We start from the raw sequence: 16,344 nt of genomic DNA, 5'->3' as shown, positions 1-16,344 counted from the left end.
GAGGAATGATCACCCTTTGAGACCGGTGTGCGCCAGCCCTTCGATGAACTGTCGCTGGGCCAGCACGAAGACGATCAGCACCGGGATGGCTGTCATCGACGCGGCGGACAACTGCACGTTCCACAGCTGCCCCTGGTACGCGTCGGTGAACTGGGTCAGCGCCTGCGGAAGCGTGTACCTGGTCCGGGTCGAGAGGTAGACGACCGGTTCCAGGTACAGGTTCCAGCTGTGCAGGAACGTGAAGATCGCGACCGCGCCGAGGGCCGGCCGGGCCAGCGGCAGCGCGATCCGCCGGAAGATCGCCGGGCGGCCCAGGCCGTCGATGCGGGCCGCCTCCTCCAGCTCGGCCGGCAGCGTGATGAAGAACTGCCGCATGATGAACGTCGCCAGCACACTCGGCGGTCCCAGCATCGGTACCAGGATCAGCGGCCAGTGTGTGTCCACCATGCCGAGACTGTTGAAGATCCGGAACAGCGGCACGATCGTCACCTCGCTCGGGATGAGCAGGCCGGTCAGCACCACCAGGAACAGCACGTTCTGCCCGGGGAACCGGATCCGGGCGAACGCGTACCCGGCCATCGACGCCACCACCAGCGTCCCGATCGTCACCACGACGGCGATGTACGCGCTGTTGAAATACTGCTGCGCGAACGGCTGCATGGTGAACACCTGCCGCCAGGGCTCGGCGGTGAACGACGAGGGCCACAACGACGGCGAGAAGATCTCCGCGTTCGGCTTGAACGAGCTGGTGACCATCCACCAGGTGGGGAAGACGAACGGCACGCAGAGGACGAGCAGCAGCCCGTAAAGGACGACCTTAGTTCTCATGGAACACCCACCTCTTGCGCATCTGCCACTGGAGCACGGTCAGCGCCAGCACGATGAGGAACAGCACGACGGACAGCGTGGATCCGTAACCGAACGCGTGGAACTGGAACGCCTGCTGATAGAGGTAATAGACGAGCACCGTGGTGGAATTGCCCGGCCCGCCCTGGGTGAGCACACTGATCTGCGCGAACACCTGCAACGAACCGACCACGGTGATGATCGAGGTGAGCAGAACGGTCGGGCTGATCAGCGGCAGCGTGATCCGGCGGAACACCGTCCACGGCCCGGCGCCGTCGGTGCGCGCCGCTTCGTACAGTTCCTGTGGAACCCCCTGCAACGCGGCCAGGAACAGCACCATGTTGAGCCCCACGTTCTTGAACACCTGCACGATCACCACCGAGGCCATCGCGGTGCCGCCGGAGCGGAGCCAGTTCGGGCCGTCGATTCCCAGCGTGTCGAGAAAGCCGTTGATCCCGCCGTTGTCCTGCAGCAGGAAACCCCACACGATGGTCCAGGCCAGCAGCGACACCACGACCGGGGAGAAGAACAGCACCCGGAAGAACGTGGTGCCCCGCAACCTCTGATTCAGCAGAACGGCGAGCGCCAGCGCCAGGCCGAGGTTCACCACCACCAGACCGATCGAGAACAAACCCGTCGCCCGGAGTACGGCCGGAAAACCGGGATCGTCGAGCAGCCGTCGGTAGTTCTCGGTGCCGACGAAGTCGAAGGTGTCGGCGAGGACGTTCCATTCGTGCAGGCTGTACCAGACGACCAGCACGAGCGGAACGAAGACGAAGGCGGCGGCACCGAACAGAGCCGGGGTGATGAACAGATAGCCGGTCAGGTGGTCCCGCCGCCGGGTGGTCCAATAGCTCATTTCGCCAGCAGCGGGTCGATGGCCGCGCACACTCCGGTCAATACCGCCGTTACGTCGGCGTCGGCCTTCCACAGCGGATCGAGGGCGGCCCGAACGGCCTGGCCGATCTCGGCGCTGCCGGTGTGGCTGGGTTTCACCACGCCGTTGGCGATGCCGTCGACCACCACGGTCTGCAGTTGTTCCGGCTCGAGCAACGGGTTCGCCTGCGCCAATGTGGAAGCGTTCAGCTGCGACTGCCGTGGCGGCGGGAAGAACTGCGCGAGCTTCGCGGAATTCGCCGGGTTGGTGAAGAACGTGACGAAGGCGGCTGCCGCGTCGGCATTCTTGCCCTTCTTGAGTACGCCGAGACCGCCCTGCCCGATCACCGAGTACGGCCCGGACGGCCCGGCCGGCAACGGCACCAGCGTCCACCCGAACTTCGCGTCCTTCAGCAGCGACGCCCGGGAGATCTGCGCGATCGTCATGGCCGACTCACCGGCGAAGAAGTCGGCGGCCACCCCGGGCGCGGGCAGCGCCTTGGCGGTGAAGATCGCCTGGTGCAGGAAGGTCATCGCGTCGACCATCGGCTGCTGTGTGAATCCACAGGTCTTCCCGTCGGCACTCCACGCCTCGGCGCCCCAGCCGCGGAAGACGGTGGCCAGGTTGGTCCAGTCCTTGTAGTCGAAGTCGCGGACCACCAGGCCCTGCTTCCCGGTCTTCGCGGCGGTGGCCGAGGCGACGGCGACCGTCTTCTCCCAGGTCCAGCCGGCGCCGGTGGGCAGGGTCTGCCCGGCGGAGGCGAGCAGGTCGGTGTTGACGAAGACCCCGAACGGCGAGGTGGAGAACGGGTAGCCCATCAGTGTGCCGTCGCGCCGCCACAGCGCGGTCGCCGCGGGGGAGAGGTCGTCGGCGTTGGCGATGCCGTCGAGCGGGACCAGCGCGCCGGACGCCACGAAGTCGGGGGCGGCGCTCTCCAGGATCCAGGCGATGTCGGGCGCGTTGCCGCCGGCGATCTGGGTGGTCACCGTGGTGGTGTAGTTCTCCAGCGGCAACGCGTCGAACGTAACCGAGATGTCGGGGTTCGAAGCCTGGTATTCGGCAGCGATGGCGTTGAACAACTCCACGTGAGCCGGGTTGGCCGACCAGGTCGTCATGCGCAGGGTGATCGGGCCGTCGTCGGCGGCGGTCGAAGAACACCCGGCAAGCAGCGTTATGGCGATGAATGAGGACAATATGCGTCGCATTGCGGAACTCCTCTCAGTACCCGCTGATGTCGGGCCAGCGCAGCTCGACACCCTCGGCGATCAAGCGCTCCTGAAACGAAGCGAGCAGCGGGGGAGTGTTACGGACGGCTCGGGGGGACACCCGGTGATCGAGGCAGAAGGCGGCCAGCGCCCCCGCTACCTCCCCGGCGTTCCACTCCACCGGATGCAGCCGGTACGACCCGTTGGTGATGTGCGTGGTGCCGATGTTCTTGCCGGCCGCCAGCAGGTTCTCCACCCGCTGCGGGATCAGTGCGCCGAGCGGGATCTCGAACGGGCACGACGCGACGTCGATGTAGTTGTCCCCGCCGGTCGAGGGATGCAGATCGATGCGATACATCCCGACACCGATCGAATCATCGTACGAAACCGCGCCCTTGTCGCCTCTGACCTGCAACGACAGATCCTGTTCGAGGACCGTGCGCTCGGCCCGGATCCGCCGTGACTCACGCACGTAGGGCGCCATCGCCAACCCGTCGGAGCCGCCGATGACGTCGCCGCGCAGTCGCAGGCCGGGCCAGCCGGTGCCGCCGTCCGGGCGCGGCGCCGCGGTCTGCAGCCAGTACAGCACCGAGAACGACAGCTCCCGGGCCGCGCGCTCGACGGCGCCGGGGTCGGGCGCGTCCACGTACGGCCGCTCGAAGTAGTCGATCATCGGCCAGTTGACCAGGCAGATGTCGCTCGGGTAGTGCCCGCCGGTGAAGTTGCGCCGCGCCGCGATCCGCCGGAACGTCCACAGGTTGCTGTCCCCGGCGTTGACCCGCTGATCGGCGTTCACCAGCCACGGGTCGTCGTCCGGGTTGGGGGTGAACGAGCGGGTCGACGTCTGCAGCGTGCGCGGGTTCGGCGTCTGCCAGGACAGCATCGGCGCGCCCCAGAACGGGGGTTGATAGGTGCGCCAGAAGTCGTACGCCGCGGGCCGGTCGATGGTGTGATCGCCGTCCACGTGATCGATCGCGAAACACACCGACAGCGCCTGCATGTTGGCCGGATCGCCGGCCGCCGGAGCGCTCGGCTCCCCGGTCTCGGCCTGCGACTCCGCCCCGGTGACGTATTCGGTTCCGGTCAGCGGCAGCAGTTCCCCGGTCTCGGTGGCGTCCAGGACGAACGGGGCATGAGCCACCACGTCCTCACCGGAGAAATGGAGCGTCACGGCCGTGACCCGATCACCGTCGGTGGAAGCGGCCACCGGCACAGCGGGTTGCAACACGGTCAGCCGCCCCGACCCCCGATAGGGCGCCAGCATCGCCTCGATCACCGCGACCGCCACCCGGGGCTCGTGACACAGCCTGCTCACATGCCCCGCGCCCGGGTTCAGGTCACGGGTGTGCCGCGCCCGGTCGGTCAGCGGATAGTGCGCCCGGTAGTAGTCGCGGATCCCGTCCCGCAAAGCCCGGTAACTGGCGGTCACCCCGAACCGCTCCACCCAGCTGTGCTCGTCCGGCGGCACCCCCTGGCTGGTCAGCTGGCCGCCGAGCCACGCGTACTGCTCGGTGAGCAGCACCGACTTCCCGGCCCGCAACGCGGCCAGTGCCGCTGCCACCCCGCCGAGTCCACCGCCGACGACCAGCACGTCCGCATGCATCTCACGCACGGGCCACCGCCAGCGTCGTCCCGGCCACCGGCTGGCACGGCAGCAGCCGCTGCATCGTGCCGCCGGTCCCGTCGATGATCGCCGACAGCACCTCCACGGCCTGCCAGCCCATCTCCCGCCGCGGGATCCGGAATCCGGTGAACTCCAGATCGGTTCCGGCCGGCCGGGTCGGATCCCCGAGAGCCACAAAAGACAGATCCTGCGGTACGCCCAACAACCGGCGCTGCGCCTCGGCGGCCAGGATCGCCCCGTCCGCGAACTCCTCCATGAAAATCGCCGTAACCCCCTGGTCCAGTAGTGAATCCATGACGTCCACCGGCTCGCCGAACCGGATGTGCACGCCGGTGATCCCGGCCCGGTCGACGGCCTCGGTGAAACCGCGCAGCCGGTCGGTGTGCGACTCGGCACCCGAGCCCTCACCCACGTACGCGATCCGGGTGTGACCCAGCTCGACCGCCCGCCGCACCTGCGCCGCCGTGGCCGCCGGGTAGTCGGCGCCCACATAGGGCACCGGCCCGCCCGCGTCGTCGCGCCGGCCCACGCTGACGAACGGCTGCCCCTCGGCGAGCAGCCGGGCCAACTCCTCCGGGTCCAGCCAGCGGCCCAGCAGGATGCAGCCGTCGGCCAACCGCAGCCGGTTGCCGGAGTGGAAGATCCGCCGCCGCCCGTCCACCACCGGCGCGCTGGTGAACAGCAGCAGGTCACAGCCGATGCTCTCGGCGCACTCCTCGATGCCGACCAGAAACGGGTGGTAGAAGTCGCCGAGCCCGGCCGGGAAGACCGGCTCGTAGGTGAACACGCCCAGGAACCGGTTGCGCTGCTCGGCGAGCCGCCGGGCGATCGGGTCGGCGACGTAACCGGTGCGGCGGATCGCGGCCAGCACCCGTTCCCGGGTCTCCGGGGCGATCCGGACCGCGGCGTCGTCGCGCTCATTCAGCACGATCGAGACGGTGGTCTGGCTGACGCCGGTCATGCGGGCGATGTCCTGCTGCGTCACCCGCCGGCTGCTCGGTGGCACCGTGGCGTGTCCCCTCTGTCACGTTGGTAATACGCATTAACAAAGTGGGTCACGGCCGACCGGCCCGTCAAGGAATCTCCAGGACTAATAGGTATTAGCACCTTGACCTCGACGGTTAACGATGACGAAACTTCGACGCATCCCCCGTACCCGCAGAAAGGGTTTGATCGTGGATCGACGCACCCTGATCGCTGGAACCGCCGGCCTGGCCGGATTCGCCGCCCTGCCGCAGCCCGCACGAGCAGCCGGACCGGCCGGCATGCCCACCTACACCTACCTGCGCGACGCCCTGCGGATGCCGCTGAACTACAACCCGACCGGGGAGTTCATCTTCCCGTGCATCCGCGGCGTCTACGACAAGATCAGCGGCTACCGCGGCCGCTACTACCTGTACTACGCCCCGCACGAGAAGCCCGGCGGCATCTGCGTCGCCTGGGCGAACTCCCTGGCCGGGCCGTTCACCGAGTACACCGGCAGCCCGGTGATCGACAACGTGCTGCCCAGCACCACTGTCACGCACGTGTCGTCACCGCACGTGACGTGGATCCCCGCGGCCCGCCAGTTCTACCTCTACTTCCACGGGGAGAACTCCACGACCCGGGTCGCGCGCTCGTCCGACGGCCTCACCTTCACCGACGAGACACCCATTCTCAGTACGCGTCTCGTGCCCGGCCTGACCGAGACGTCCTACGCCCGGGTGTTCGCCCACAGCGGCCGTTACGTGATGGTCTACATGGGAGTGCTGGCCGGAAAGCGGCGCATCTACCACGGCTGGTCACCGAACGGCTGGGACCAATGGACGTTCGCGCAGACCGCCCTGGTGAACCCGGAACCCGACGGCCTCACCGACATCTCCGGCCCGCACGTGGTGACACGCAACGGAACCACCTACGTCGCCTACCACGGCAACGACGGGCGAATGCGGATCACCGAGGTCGGCAACGCCTTCGACCGCGAGGTCCACCTGGGCGTCTTCCATACCCCGATCCCCTCCGACAACGGTCGCGTGGCGGCCCCGTCCTTCGGCACCGACGGCGGCGTGCAGTACATGTTCTACGAGGCCGGCGCCCGGCTGAACGCGCGCATCTGCATCGCCCGCGCGCTGTGACCCGAACGCCTTAACGGGCCTCTCTCAGCCAGGTGCGGCACAGCCACCAGGCGTTGGGGTCGGACGGGTCGATGCCTGTCACCTCGGTGAAGCGGCGGACCCGGTTGCGGACCGTGTTCGGATGGACGAACAGGGCCGTTCCGGCGGCCGTCACGTCGCGGTCGTGGTCCAGCCAGGCCAGCACCGCCCGGGCCACCGGCTCGGCGTTCGGGCCGAGGGTGGTCCAGGCCTGCTGGTGCCGGTCCAGCAGCGCCTCGGCCAGGTCCGCCCGGTCGGTCAGCGCCGCCTGCCAGGCCACGTCGGCGATGTGCACCATCCCGGTCCGGCCGGTCGACTCGGCGGTGGTCAGCGCGGCGAGGGCCATCCGTTTCGCGGGGGCCAGCCGGTCTGGTTCGGCGGGACCGGCCAGCCCGGCGGCGACGGCGACCCGGCCGGACGGCTTCCGCGCCGACACCCCGATGAACAGGTCGTCCACCACCGCGCCGAGCTGCGTCGGCTCGTCGTAGCCGGGGCGGGCCACCAGCAGCCACAACCGGCCGTGGACCGGCAGTCCCGCCTCGGCGACCGCGAGTGCCGCCGCGGAACCGCCCTGCAGCAGCCGCCGCAGGATCGCCGCGTCCCGGGGGCGCGGGTCGGCGGTCGCCTTCGTCAGCCGGTGCGCGGTGATCAGCCGGGACCGGACGGCGTCGGCCCAGTCGTCGTACAGCTCGCGGGCGTCCAACAGCAGTTCCGGGTCGACGTCCTCGGCCCGGGCCACCTCCCGCGCCCGCTGCCAGATCGCCCGCTCGGAGACGTGGATGGCGGCGAGGACCGCCTCGATCGGCACCCCCTGCCGGGCCCGGGTGACCCCCAGCTCCTCCACGAACGACAGATCCGCCTCGGTCGGCCCGCGCCGGGCGGCCAGGGCCCGGGTGGCGGCGGTGAGCAGCGCCCGGGTGTGCCCGGCGATGTCCGACGGTTGCAGCACCGACACCTCCCGCACGGTCGCCCGCACCCCGGAGACCACCGCCGGCAACAGCTCGTCGTCACCCATCACCCGTTCGATGAGGTTGATCATGGCGGTCCAGCCGTCAGCGGTCATGAACGACATGCTGCCGCCCGGTTGTGGTGGCCCACAACCTTCTGGGCCAACGGCGTGCGCCACACCATGGGCAGCCCGGCCGGCAGGCCCTACCGTTGGCAGGCACTACCACTTTGTAGGAGACAAGTCCATGCGTGTCGCCGTGATCGGTGCGGGAGCGGCCGGCCTGACCACGGTCAAAGCGCTGCTCGACGCGGGCTGCGACTCGGTCGCCTACGAACGGCGGGACCGGCCCGGTGGCCTGTGGACCGACACGTACGACTCGCTGCATCTGAACACCAGCAAGGGGCGCACCGAGTTCGCCGGTCTCCCGATGCCCGCCGACTGGCCCGACTATCCGTCGGCCACGCTGGTCGCCGGCTATCTGGCCGACTACGCGGACCGATTCGGGCTGGTGAGGCACATCAGGTTCGGTCACGAGGTGGAACGGGTCGAACGGGCGCCGGGCTGGACCGTCGACGGGGAACCGTACGACGCGGTGGTCGTCGCCAACGGGCACAACTGGAGCCCGCGGCGGCCGGAGTACCCGGGGACGTTCGACGGCATCCAGATGCACGCGCACGACTACCGCAGCGCCGACGTCTTCCGGGAGCATCGGGTGCTGGTCGTCGGGATGGGCAACTCCGCGATGGACATCGCCGTGGACGCGTCGCACACCGCCGACGGACCGGTCCTGCTCTCCGCCCGGCACGGCGTGCACATCGTCCCGAAGTACCTGTTCGGCCGGCCGACCGATGCGACCGGGGCGGCCCTGGCCCGGCTGCCGTGGCGGCTGCGGCAGCGGATCGCCGAGACCATGCTGCGGCTGGCCGTCGGGACGCCGCAACGGTACGGGCTGCCCGCTCCGGCCGGTGGCCTGCTGCAGAATCATCCGACGATCAGCGACACCATCCTGCACCGGCTCACCCACGGTGAGGTGTCGGCCCGGCCCGGCATCACCCGGCTGGACGGGAAACACGTCGAGTTCACCGACGGCAGCCGGGAGGCGGTCGACCTGATCGTCTGGGCCACCGGATACCGGGTGCACATCCCGTTCCTGTCGGCGCGGTGGCTGGGGGAGGACCCGGAGCGGCTGCCGCTCTACCGGCACGTGTTCCACCTCGACGACCCGACGCTGGCGTTCGTCGGATTGATGCAGTCCACCGGGTCGGCGTTTCCGGTGGTGGAGGCCCAGGGTCGGCTGGTGGCGGCGTACCTCGGCAAGGAAGTTGATCTGCCCTCGCCCGCGGACCGGAAGCGTGCCGTCGATTGTGACCTGCGCGCCGCCGTCGACCGCTGGGGTGTGCACGCGCGCCCGCACCTGCGCATCGACTTCGACCAGTATCTATCCGATCTCTCCCGAGGAGACCGAAAATGAACAGCCGCCGCGACCCGCGCGGTATGCGGGTCCTGGTCACCGGCGCGTCCGGCACGTTCGGCCGGGCCGTCTGCACCCGGTTCGACCGGCTCGGCGCCCGCGTCGTCGGCCTGGACCGGGCGCCACGTGTCAACGACCCGGTCGAGGTGCTGCCCTGCGACATCACCGACGAGACCGCCGTGCCCGCGGCCGTCGCCGAGGCCACCCACCTGCTCGGCGGCCTCGACCTGCTGGTCAACAACGCCGGCGTCGGCGGCCCGGCCCCCGCCGAGTTCCCACCCGGCGCCGAGGCGCGCCGCCAGCTCGACGTCAACCTGCTCGGCACCTGGCGGGTCACCGCCGCCTGCGTGGAACCACTGGTCGCCGCCCGTGGGCGGATCGTGATGCTGACCTCGCGGATGGCGGTCATGCAACTGCCACTGGCCGCCGCCTACGGCGCCTCCAAAAGAGCATTGGTGGCGTACGCCGACGCGTTACGCCTGGAGATCGGCACGCACGTCGGGGTGACCTGCGTGTACCCGTCCGCGGTCCGCAGCCCGATCCACGCCTCGACCGCCGCCGCCGGACTGTCGCTGGAAGGAATGAGCAGGTACGAGCCGCTGGAGGGCGTGGTCGACGCCGTGCTCCGGGCAGCGATCAGTCGCCGGCCGTACCGCGATCTGACCACCACCAGGCGTGGCGCTGTCGAGTTCTTTCTCGCCCGGCACCTGCCCGCGCTCACCGACCGGATCGTCGCCCGCACCCTCGCCGGGCGGGTCCGCTCCGGCGCCTTCCAGGACGCCGATCTCGCCGCCGGGGTCGTCGACCGGTACTCCTCGTGAAACTACGGCGCGGCGACCTGATCGCCTACGCCACCGGATCCGTCGGCATGGGAGTCTGGGTCACCGTTCCCGGGCTGCTGCTGTTGTATTTCCTCACCCACACACTCGGGGTTCCGCCGCTGCTCGCCGGGCTGACCCTGCTGCTGCCGAAAATCGTCGACATCCTGATCCACCCGTACCTCGGCAACCGTTCCGATCACGCCGTCCGCCGCTCCGGGAACCGCCTCGGCATGCTCCGGTTCGGCCTTCTGCTCGCGGTGGCGATGGTCGGCATGTTCACCGTTCCGCCCGGGATCTCCGGTGTTCCGGCGGCCCTGTGGGTGGGCGGATGGTTCATCATCGGGAATCTGCTCTTCGCCTGTTTCCAGGTGCCGTACCTGACCACACCCTCCGATCTGGACGTCGGCTATCACGAGCGGACCCGGATCTTCACGTTCCGGATGCTGTTGTTGACCGTCGGGTTGCTCGGCGCCGGGGTGGCCGCTCCGGCGCTGGTCGCGGCCGGTGGGCGCGGCGACTACGGGCGGAGGGCCCTGCTGCTGTCCGGTGTCATGGTCGTCTCCGGGCTGATCGCCGTCATCGGGGTCCGGCGCCTCACCCGGGACCGGGTCGTCACGCCGGACGCCCATTCCCCCCTCGCCCTCGCCTGGCGGGACCGGGATTTCCGGGCGCTGGTGCTGTCCTATCTGTGCACCGGCACCACCACGCATCTGTTCCTGGCGGCGCTGCCGTTCTACACGGAGTACCTCTTCGGCGATACGGCATTGACTGCGGTGTTCATGGGCGCGTTCCTCGGACCGGCCGTCGTCGCGCTGCCGGTGTGGTTCGTGGTGTCCCGCCGGATCGGCAAACAACGGGGGCTGGTGATCTGTCAGACGGTTTTTGTGGTCGGCTCGCCACTGCCGCTTCTCGGGTACGGGGTGGTCCCGGCCGTCGTGGTGGTCGCCGTTCTGGGAATCGCGTTCGCAGGTCTGCAACTGTTCGCGTTCGCGATGCTGCCGGACGCGGTGGCCGCCGCCTCGGCCCCGGCCGGCTCCTACACCGGCGTGTGGACGGCCACCGAGGCCACCGGAACCGCGATCGGCCCGTACGTGTACTCGGCGGTCCTGGCGGCCGGTGGTTTCGCCGCCACCACCGAGGGCCACACCGTCACCCAGACGGCATCCGCGCATACGGCTCTGCTGCTCGGTTTCACCGTGGTGCCGGCAATTTTCATGGCGGTTGCCCTGTTCTTTCAGCTCCGCTGGACCCTGGACCGCCCGGTCACCGCGGTCGACATCTCGTAGCCGGGTCGCCTCGCCCGCGTCCTCGTCTTTCGCGTTCTCCTTGCCCGGCGTCTTCCTCGCCCTGCGTTCTCCTCGCCCGTGGTGGCGACTTTCCTCAACCCGAGGTCATATCGGCCGACGGTGTGGGCGTCGCCATATTCTCTTCAGGGATGCGCATGCCGCAGCAGTTGCTGGACGCCGGGAGCCCTGAGGCCCTGCTGACACGTGCCATGGTGCATTTCGGTCATGCGGAGCACGCCGCGGCCCGGGAACTGGCGGTGATGGCGGCCGCCTCCGGTGATCAGAATCTGCGCGCCCGGGCCCTGACCCTGCTGGTGCGCTGCCACCAGATGCTCGACGAGCAGGTCGAAGCCCTCGCTCTGGCCCGGGACGCGCTCGAGGTCTGCTGGGCGATCGGCGACACCGCCAGCGAGGCGATCGTGCACGCCACCGTCGCCCGGATCCTGCTGATCACGTCAGATCCGGTCAGCGCGATGGCGGAGATCATGACCGCGCTGGAGGTGGCCGAGGGCAGCGGCGACCTGACCGCCCGGATGACGGCCACCGCGACCGCCGGGACGGTCTACTACTACCTGGAGCAGTTGGACCACTGTTTCGAGTTCTGCGAACGGGCCGCCGAGATGGCCCGGATGCTCGGTGACGAGGTCACCAACGGCGCGATGATCGACACGATGGCCTGCGCCAACATGTCCCTGGCCGAACAGGCGCGGGCGGCCGGCGACGAGACGGCGGCTCTGGCGCTGAGCGGGATCGCGCAGGGCCAGTCCCGGGAGGCGGTCGAGGTCGCCCGCCGCAACGGCCACCGCCGGTACGAGGTCACCGCCCTGGGCAACCTCGCCGAGAGTCTGGCCTTTTGTGGGCGTACCGAAGAAGCGTTGGAATTGTTGGACGGATGGACGCAAGACCCCGCCCAGGACGCGCCCTCGATCGTCACCCACATGCTTGCCACGCACGGCGCGATCTGCCTGTCCGGGGGCCGCTATGCCGAGGCGATCGGGCATCTGCGCGCGGCGCTGGCGGCGGCCGAGAGCAAGGCCAGCGAGATGACGGCCGCGGAGCTGCTGGCCGACGCCTACGAACGCAACGGTGACCTGCGCGGTGCACTGGACACGTACAAAATTTTCCATTCGCTGTCCAAAACTGTCGCGTCCGAGGCGGCTCAACGATCCGGGCACATTGCGGTTGTACGCATGGAAACCGCTCAAGCCAAGGCCGCGGCGGAACAGGAGCGGGCTCGGGTGACCGCGTTGCAGCACGCCAACCAGGAGTTGCTGCGGCAGAGCCTCGAAGATCCGCTGACCGGCCTGGCGAACCGGCGGCACCTGGACGAGTTGATGGCCGGTGGACTGTCCGGGCACGCGATTCTGCTCGTCGACGTGGACCACTTCAAGCGGGTCAACGACGAGCACTCACACCTCGTCGGCGATCAGGTGCTGCGGCAGCTGGCGGTCCTGCTGCGTGACGCGTGCCGTGACGACGACACCGTGGTGCGGTTCGGCGGCGAGGAATTCGCGGTCCTGCTGTCCGAAACTGATCTGGCTACCGCGGCGAGTGTCGCGGAACGTCTGCGGGCGCGGGTGGCCGCTTTCGACTGGACCTCGATCGCGGCCGGGCTGGCGGTCACGGCCAGTGCCGGGTTGGCGCTCGGTGACGAATCGGGCGATCCGTCGGTGGTGCTGGCACGAGCCGACGAGCGCCTGTACGCGGCCAAGCACGCCGGCCGCAACCGAGTCCACAGCCCGTCGTCACCTGCCGAACAGCCTCTTGAGCCGGTCCTCCACTATCCGGGCGCCCAGCTCGAAGTTTGAGGGGCGGTCCCGGTTCGTCCGGTGGGCGAGCCAGAACAGAAAGGCCGCCACGGCCAGTACGATGTAGCCGGGCACCCAGCCGAATCCCTCGGCGAGCAGTGACCCGAGCCCCAGGAACAGGGCGAGCGCCGCCGACAACGCGAAGCCTACGACCCAGGTCAGCGAGACGACCGACTCCCGGATCGTGCCGGTCAGCGTCCCGTTCCCGTTCCCGTTTCCGTTCCTTTTCCCGTTCCTGTTGCCGTTCCCGTTCCTGTTGCCGTCCGCGTCCGTCGTGAATCGTCCCCGGAAGTGCGGTGCCATCTGCGTCGAAGTGAAACCGCTGGTCCGCAGCTTTACCAGGCCGGACCGGAAGAACCAGATGTGCGCAACGTTGTCCCGGTTCCAGATCCACTTGAAGCGCCGGTCGCCGAGCCTGCTCTCGAATTCTGCCAGCTTCCGGTCACTGACCCTGATCTTGACGGTCTTCGAGTGCATGGCGGCCACTCTACTTTTCGATCTTGCCAGCCCCCGGCCCGCTGCGGCCCTTCCCGTTGGGCCTCCGGCCGGCTCTCCCGCCAGCAACCCGTTCGCCGTGGCCTTCCCCGCGACCCTTTGGCCTTTCCTCCCGCCTGCCCTTGTTCGCTGCGTTTCTCCCGTCGGCTTCCGCTTGCGACTCTCGTCCGTCGGGGCCCTCTCGCGGCTCTCGTTCGCCGGGCCTTCCCGCGGCTCTCGCTGGCTGCCGGCTCTCCTGTCAGCTCTTGATCGTCGCGGCCTTCTGTCAGTTTTCGATCGCCGCCCTAGCCTCCTCCTGTCAGTTTTCGATCGCCGCCCTGGCCTCCTCGATCTGGCGGATGATCGCGTGGGCCTGCTGCGAAGTCGCGATGACGTGCGCCTCGTCCAGGATCGCGGTGGCATCGGAGTGCCGGTTCTGGGCGCTCGCGATGTAGGCCAGCCCGACCATGTTGGCGGCCACTCCCGACAGCGCGCCGATCCGCTGCCGCAGCCGGGACGACTCCTCCAGCAGTTCGCAGGCCTTGCTCAGCCGCCCGGCCATGTGCGCCGCGATCCCCAGATGCCGCAGAGCCTCGGCTTGCGTGGGAAGATCGCCGGCGTCCGACGCCGACTGCCGGGCCCGCTCGAACAACGCAACAGCGACCGCGTTGTCCCGCCGAATCACCTGATGCACACAGCCGATCCAGAACAGCGCCTCACCCTCACCCCGGCTGTCCGCAAGTGATCGGTAAAGCTCGGCGGCCCGCTCGAACAACGGCAGCTCAGCCGGATCCTCACCGCTTGCCCGGTCGGCAAGAAACCGTGCATGCAGAATTCGCCCACGAGCCAGAGCGGTATCGGCCTCCAGGTCGGCAAGCCCACTTTCGGCCCCGGCCAGCCCTTCGACGTCACCTCGATAAACCGCCTGCTCATACGCCTTCCGAGCCTGCTCGATCCGCTCTCCGGTACTCATTAGCCGCCCCCGCGCCGATGGACTGAAGCCGCAGAATAGTCCGAAGTGGCCCCCACCACCGACCCACTCCCCACCGCCAGCAGCTCAGCAGCTCAGCCCCGAATCCACACGCCACGACCCAGATGCGGGTGGTGCTGCTTCCCATTCGAAGGGCCCCTGTCCGCAAAAGCTGTTTCCAGCCGACCACCACCCTGTTCTCGCGGCCGCATCCTTCGCCGGTCCTGGCCTTCGCCGGTCCTGGCCTTCGCCGGTCCTGGCCTTCGCCGGTCCTGGCCTTCGCCGGTCCTGGCCTTCGGCTTGGCCTCGCCGCTCTTTTGGCTCGGCTTTGGTTTTCCTCGACGTGGGGCTCTGGGCGGTGGGTGGTGGGTGGTGGGCCTCACTTTGTCCTAGGACTTACTTTGTCATAGGACAAAGCTTTAAGGTGTCCGCATGGTGTTGATCAGTGGGCAGTCCGCGGCGGAGATCGCGGATTCGGTTCGGGGTCTGGTTCGGCGTGGGGATCTGACCGCCGGGTCTGCGTTGCCGCCCATTCGGGCCCTGGCTGCTGATCTGGCGGTCAACCGCAACACCGTTGCCTCCGCATATGCGCTGCTCGCGACGGCCGGGGTCGTCGATTCGCGACGGCGGGCGGGCACGATCGTGCTCGGCATTCCACAGACCGGCGGCGAAGGTGCGAGCGGCGGCACGGCCGTGAACCTGGCGTCCGGCAACCCCGACCCGGCGCTGTTGCCGGACTGGAGTGGCGCGTTCAACGGTTATGCGCCGGTGCTCTACGGCGCGGATCCGATGGACGAACGGCTGCGCGACTGGGCACTGCGGACGATGCCGGAGGGTCCGTCGGCGGGTGCGGTGTCGGTGGCCGGGGGAGCGGTCGACGCCGTCGAACGGCTCCTGGCGGTACACCTGATCAGGGGCGATGCGGTCGCGGTCGAGGATCCTGGGTTCTTCCTGTCGGTCGGCACGCTGCGGGTCGGCGGCTATCGCACGACAGGTATGACGGTCGATGCTGAGGGGGTGACTCCCGGCGCGTTGCGGGCCGCGCTTGCTTCCGGCGTACGCGCGGTCATCATCACGTCCCGAGCCCAGAATCCGACGGGCGCGAGCGTGACCGATTCTCGAGCCGTGCGACTCCGGGCCGAACTGGCCGCCTACCCGGACGTGCTGGTGATCGAGGACGACCACTTCTCCGCGCTTGCCGAAAGCCCATATCAGCAGGTCATCGCCCCGGAAACAACACGCTGGGCGATCGTACGATCGGTGTCGAAGTTCCTCGGCCCGGACCTGCGCCTAGCAGTCCTGCGCACCGACACCGACACCGCCGCCCGCCTGGCGGCTCGTCTGGGCCGCCCGTCCTGGGTGAGCCACCTGCTGCAGCACGTGGCCGCCGAGTTGTTGACCACCCCGGCGACCGAAAACGATCTGCACCAGGCGGCAACCGTCTACACCGAACGGCGGCGACAGCTGACCGAGGCGCTGGCCACTCACCGCATCCCGGTCTTCCCGGCCACCGACGGCCTGAACATCTGGATCCCGGTCCCACACAACCCCGATCAGATCGTGAAAGACCTGGCCACGAGCGGTTGGGCGATCCGGTCCGGCTCAGCGTTCGGCACCAATTCCCCTGCTGCGGTACGCGTGACCATTTCAACGCTCACCCCCACCCAAGCGACAGATTTCGCCACCACCCTCAGCACCGTCCTGTCCTAACACCGTCCTTTCCTAACACCGTCCTTTCTAACACCGTCCTGTCCTAGGACCGCCTGATACCAGGACCGCGTGATGCCAGGGCCTGCCTGTTGCTAGGACCGCCTGGTGTTAGGACCGCCTGGTGTTAGGGCTGCTTGGTGTTAGGACCACCCGTGCTAGGACCACCCGGTG

14 protein-coding genes are annotated in these 16,344 nt (G+C 68.9%); 6 read left to right on the top strand and 8 right to left on the bottom strand.

What is annotated here, in order from left to right; genetic code table 11:
* Positions 1-9: 9 nt before the first annotated feature.
* Genes Aco03nite_RS36085 through Aco03nite_RS36065 form a run of 5 tightly spaced genes read right to left on the bottom strand, consistent with a single transcriptional unit; the run spans position 10 to position 5,537 of the window.
* Positions 10-828 carry a carbohydrate ABC transporter permease gene (locus Aco03nite_RS36085; RefSeq protein ID WP_203804167.1) on the bottom strand — a complete coding sequence of 273 codons (819 nt, stop codon included), beginning with the start codon at positions 826-828 and terminating at the stop codon, positions 10-12.
* Positions 818-1,705: a carbohydrate ABC transporter permease gene (locus Aco03nite_RS36080; protein ID WP_203804164.1), complete on the bottom strand. Its 888-nt coding sequence runs from the start codon at positions 1,703-1,705 to the stop codon at positions 818-820. The genes Aco03nite_RS36085 and Aco03nite_RS36080 overlap by 11 nt, the downstream gene beginning before the upstream one ends.
* Positions 1,702-2,928: an ABC transporter substrate-binding protein gene (locus tag Aco03nite_RS36075; protein WP_203804161.1), complete on the bottom strand. Its 1,227-nt coding sequence runs from the start codon at positions 2,926-2,928 to the stop codon at positions 1,702-1,704. Before Aco03nite_RS36075 ends, Aco03nite_RS36080 begins: the two co-directional genes overlap by 4 nt.
* A 13-nt stretch (positions 2,929-2,941) precedes the next feature.
* Positions 2,942-4,531 carry an FAD-dependent oxidoreductase gene (locus tag Aco03nite_RS36070; protein WP_203804455.1) on the bottom strand — a complete coding sequence of 530 codons (1,590 nt, stop codon included), beginning with the start codon at positions 4,529-4,531 and terminating at the stop codon, positions 2,942-2,944.
* Between the two features lies 1 nt (position 4,532).
* A complete protein-coding gene (locus Aco03nite_RS36065) occupies positions 4,533-5,537 on the bottom strand; it encodes a LacI family DNA-binding transcriptional regulator (RefSeq protein WP_239145726.1) in 1,005 nt (334 codons plus the stop codon).
* A gap of 190 nt (positions 5,538-5,727) precedes the next feature.
* On the opposite strand from Aco03nite_RS36065, the gene Aco03nite_RS36060 reads away from it, so the two are divergent.
* Positions 5,728-6,666, top strand: coding sequence for a glycoside hydrolase family protein (locus Aco03nite_RS36060; protein WP_239145725.1), 939 nt, complete (start codon positions 5,728-5,730; stop codon positions 6,664-6,666).
* A gap of 10 nt (positions 6,667-6,676) precedes the next feature.
* Here the strand turns inward: Aco03nite_RS36060 and Aco03nite_RS54280 are convergent, their stop codons facing one another.
* Positions 6,677-7,747 carry an RsbRD N-terminal domain-containing protein gene (locus tag Aco03nite_RS54280; protein ID WP_203804158.1) on the bottom strand — a complete coding sequence of 357 codons (1,071 nt, stop codon included), beginning with the start codon at positions 7,745-7,747 and terminating at the stop codon, positions 6,677-6,679.
* Positions 7,748-7,877: 130 nt separating this feature from the next.
* Between Aco03nite_RS54280 and Aco03nite_RS36050 the strand changes: the two genes are divergently transcribed.
* From Aco03nite_RS36050 to Aco03nite_RS36035, 4 genes are all read left to right on the top strand, one after another.
* Positions 7,878-9,104, top strand: a complete 1,227-nt coding sequence (locus Aco03nite_RS36050; protein ID WP_203804155.1) for a flavin-containing monooxygenase — start codon at positions 7,878-7,880, stop codon at positions 9,102-9,104.
* Positions 9,101-9,925 carry an SDR family NAD(P)-dependent oxidoreductase gene (locus Aco03nite_RS36045; protein WP_239145724.1) on the top strand — a complete coding sequence of 275 codons (825 nt, stop codon included), beginning with the start codon at positions 9,101-9,103 and terminating at the stop codon, positions 9,923-9,925. The genes Aco03nite_RS36050 and Aco03nite_RS36045 overlap by 4 nt, the downstream gene beginning before the upstream one ends.
* A complete protein-coding gene (locus tag Aco03nite_RS36040; RefSeq protein ID WP_239145723.1) occupies positions 9,922-11,211 on the top strand; it encodes an MFS transporter in 1,290 nt (429 codons plus the stop codon). The genes Aco03nite_RS36045 and Aco03nite_RS36040 overlap by 4 nt, the downstream gene beginning before the upstream one ends.
* Positions 11,212-11,360: 149 nt before the next feature.
* Positions 11,361-13,019, top strand: a complete 1,659-nt coding sequence (locus Aco03nite_RS36035) for a GGDEF domain-containing protein (RefSeq protein ID WP_203804152.1) — start codon at positions 11,361-11,363, stop codon at positions 13,017-13,019.
* Here Aco03nite_RS36035 and Aco03nite_RS36030 read toward each other — a convergent pair.
* Positions 12,957-13,505, bottom strand: coding sequence for a hypothetical protein (locus tag Aco03nite_RS36030; protein ID WP_203804150.1), 549 nt, complete (start codon positions 13,503-13,505; stop codon positions 12,957-12,959). The genes Aco03nite_RS36035 and Aco03nite_RS36030 overlap by 63 nt on opposite strands.
* Before the next feature lie 307 nt (positions 13,506-13,812).
* Positions 13,813-14,466 carry a tetratricopeptide repeat protein gene (locus tag Aco03nite_RS36025; RefSeq protein WP_203804148.1) on the bottom strand — a complete coding sequence of 218 codons (654 nt, stop codon included), beginning with the start codon at positions 14,464-14,466 and terminating at the stop codon, positions 13,813-13,815.
* Positions 14,467-14,895: 429 nt separating this feature from the next.
* On the opposite strand from Aco03nite_RS36025, the gene Aco03nite_RS36020 reads away from it, so the two are divergent.
* Positions 14,896-16,173 (top strand): aminotransferase class I/II-fold pyridoxal phosphate-dependent enzyme, encoded by a 1,278-nt coding sequence (locus Aco03nite_RS36020; RefSeq protein WP_239145722.1) that lies wholly within the window; start codon positions 14,896-14,898, stop codon positions 16,171-16,173.
* Positions 16,174-16,344 lie beyond the last annotated feature (171 nt).

The organism is Actinoplanes couchii (genome assembly GCF_016862075.1).
Taxonomy (GTDB): domain Bacteria; phylum Actinomycetota; class Actinomycetes; order Mycobacteriales; family Micromonosporaceae; genus Actinoplanes; species Actinoplanes couchii.
This window is presented reverse-complemented; position numbering and strand designations above follow the sequence as displayed.